Raw genomic sequence first — 2,604 nt, forward strand, 5'->3', positions numbered from 1 at the left:
CTGAAGCCAAGGCCGAGCCCGCGCCGGCCGCTGAAGCGCCCGCGCCTGTTGTTAAGGAAGTGGCCAAGGAAGCAAAGCCCGCCAAGGAGAAGGCCGCGCCGAAGAAGTCGATGGCCGACGAGGGCGCCAGCGAAGGCGACCGCATCGCCAACCAGTCGATCCGCGTCAACGTGGATACGCTGGAGCATCTGATGACCATGGTTTCCGAGCTGGTGCTGACCCGCAACCAGCTGCTGGAGATCTCCCGCCGCAACGAGGACACCGAGTTCAAGGTGCCGTTGCAGCGCCTGTCCAACGTCACCGCCGAGCTGCAGGAAGGCGTCATGAAGACGCGCATGCAGCCGATCGGCAATGCCTGGCAGAAGCTGCCCCGCATCGTCCGCGACCTGTCGAGCGAACTCGGCAAGCAGATCGAATTGGAGATGCACGGCGCCGACACCGAGCTCGACCGCCAGGTGCTCGATTTGATCAAGGACCCGCTCACCCACATGGTGCGCAACTCCGCCGATCATGGCCTGGAGACCCCCGCCGAGCGTCTCGCATCCGGCAAGGGCGAGCAGGGCACCATCCGCCTGTCCGCCTATCACGAGGGCGGCCACATCATCATCTGCATCGCCGACAACGGCCGTGGCCTCAACACCGAGAAGATCAAGGCCAAGGCGATCTCCTCAGGGTTGGTCACCGAGGCCGAGCTCGAGAAGATGAGCGAAGCCCAGATCCACAAGTTCATCTTCGCGCCCGGCTTCTCCACCGCAGCCGCCATCACCTCGGTCTCCGGCCGCGGCGTCGGCATGGACGTGGTGCGCACCAATATCGACCAGATCGGCGGCACCATCGACATCAAGTCGGTGGCCGGCGAGGGAAGCTCCGTCACCATCAAGATCCCGCTGACGCTGGCCATCGTCTCCGCCCTGATCGTCGAAGCCGCCGGCGACCGCTTTGCGATCCCGCAGCTCTCGGTGGTCGAGCTGGTGCGGGCCCGCGCCAACTCAGAGCACCGCATCGAGCGCATCAAGGACACCGCGGTCCTCCGCTTGCGCAACAAGCTGCTGCCGCTGATCCATCTGAAGAAGCTGCTCAAGATCGACGACGGCGCCGCGTCCGATCCCGAGAACGGCTTCATCGTGGTCACGCAAGTCGGCAGCCAGACCTTCGGCATCGTCGTCGACGGCGTGTTCCACACCGAAGAGATCGTCGTGAAGCCGATGTCGACCAAGCTGCGTCACATCGACATGTTCTCCGGCAACACCATCCTGGGCGATGGCGCGGTGATCATGATCATCGACCCCAACGGCATTGCCAAGGCGCTCGGCGCCGCCGGCTCCTCGGCCCATGACATGGGCGACGAGAACGGCGCGCATCACATCGGAAGCGGCGAGCAGACCACTTCGCTGCTGGTGTTCCGCGCCGGCTCGTCGCAGCCCAAGGCGGTCCCGCTTGGCCTCGTCACCCGCCTGGAAGAGCTGCCCGCCGACAAGATCGAGTTCTCGAACGGCCGCTACATGGTGCAATACCGCGAGCAGCTGATGCCGCTCGTCGCCATGGAAGGCGTCACCATTGCCAGCCAGGGCGCCCAGCCGATCCTGGTGTTCGCCGATGACGGCCGCTCCATGGGCCTCGTCGTCGACGAGATCATCGACATCGTCGAGGAACGGCTCAACATCGAGGTCGGCGGCTCCGCCTCCGGCATCCTCGGCTCGGCCGTGATCAAGGGCCAGGCCACCGAGGTGATCGACGTCGGCCACTTCCTCCCGATGGCGTTCGCCGACTGGTTCACCCGCAAGGAGATGAAGCCGTCGATGCACTCGCAGTCGGTGCTGCTGGTCGACGACAGCGCCTTCTTCCGCAACATGCTGGCGCCCGTGCTCAAGGCCGCCGGCTACCGCGTCCGCACCGCGCCGACCGCGCAGGAGGGCCTCGCGGCGCTCCGTGCCCAGAGCTTCGACGTGGTCCTGACCGACATCGAGATGCCCGACATGAACGGGTTCGAGTTCGCGGAAGTTATCCGCTCCGACAACAATCTGGGCTCGATGCCGATCATCGGCCTGTCCGCGCTGGTGTCGCCGGCGGCGATCGAGCGCGGCCGTCAGGCCGGCTTCCACGACTATGTCGCCAAGTTCGACCGTCCCGGTCTGATCGCGGCGCTGAAGGAGCAGACCGCGGGTGCCGCCGGCGCCTCCGAGCTGAACAGGGCAGCGGCGTAAGGGCAGGACAGGGATCAGGAGAAGCAGATGAACAAGAAGACGCAAGTGGGCGAAGGCGCCATGGTCGAATACGTCACCGCGATGATCGGCGGCCAGCTGTTCGGCCTGCCGATCTCCCGCGTCCAGGACGTGTTCATGCCCGAGCGCGTCACCCGCGTGCCCTTGTCCTCGCGCGAGATCGCGGGCGTGCTCAATCTGCGCGGCCGCATCGTCACCGTGGTCGACATGCGCGCCCGCCTCGGCCTGCCGCAGCCCGAGGACGGCAAGGTGCCGATGGCGGTCGGCGTTGACCTCCGCGGCGAATCCTATGGCCTCCTGATCGACCAGATCGGCGAGGTGCTGCGCCTGCCGGAAGCCGGCATGGAGGAAAATCCCGTCAACCTCGACCCCCGCATGGCCA

The 2,604-nt window shown here is 66.1% G+C and carries 2 protein-coding genes; both read left to right on the forward strand.

What is annotated here, in order from left to right; genetic code table 11:
- On the forward strand, nt 1-2,204 hold a 2,204-nt coding region (locus tag XH81_RS04815), incomplete at its 5' end, for a hybrid sensor histidine kinase/response regulator (RefSeq protein WP_271596016.1).
- 27 nt (nt 2,205-2,231) lie between these two features.
- Nucleotides 2,232-2,604: chemotaxis protein CheW (locus XH81_RS04820; RefSeq protein WP_271596017.1), on the forward strand; the 373-nt coding region annotated here is incomplete at its 3' end.

The sequence above is a fragment of the Bradyrhizobium sp. CCBAU 25360 genome (genome assembly GCF_028128695.1).
Lineage (GTDB): Bacteria > Pseudomonadota > Alphaproteobacteria > Rhizobiales > Xanthobacteraceae > Bradyrhizobium > Bradyrhizobium ottawaense.